Genomic DNA, 259 nt, shown 5'->3' with positions numbered 1-259 from the left:
CAAGAGCACCCCGTATCTCCGCGACATGTTCCTCAAGGGCCTCCTTCCAACGCACAGGAAGCTCAACATCAAGGGGCATCCTCTTGAGCACCATTCGTCGTATGGTTTCCAGCCGCAGCGTTACCTTCGATACACTCACACCGAAGTCCACGGATATTCTTCGGTGTGACATACCGTTTAGCGATGCCTCGAATATGTCGATAGCGGCCAGCATCTGCTCCTTGGAATCTCTGAAATTGGTCAGGCTTTGCCTCATGAA

The 259-nt window shown here is 52.5% G+C and carries 1 protein-coding gene; it reads right to left on the bottom strand.

Annotated features, from left to right (window positions below; translation table 11 throughout):
* Positions 1 to 259 (bottom strand): hypothetical protein (locus QN347_RS20245; protein ID WP_323494467.1); only part of this gene is annotated, 259 nt, incomplete at both ends.

Origin of the sequence: Sphingomonas sp. 10B4 (assembly GCF_035019905.1) — a bacterium.
In the GTDB taxonomy this organism is placed as follows: domain Bacteria; phylum Pseudomonadota; class Alphaproteobacteria; order Sphingomonadales; family Sphingomonadaceae; genus Sphingomonas; species Sphingomonas glacialis.
This window is presented reverse-complemented; position numbering and strand designations above follow the sequence as displayed.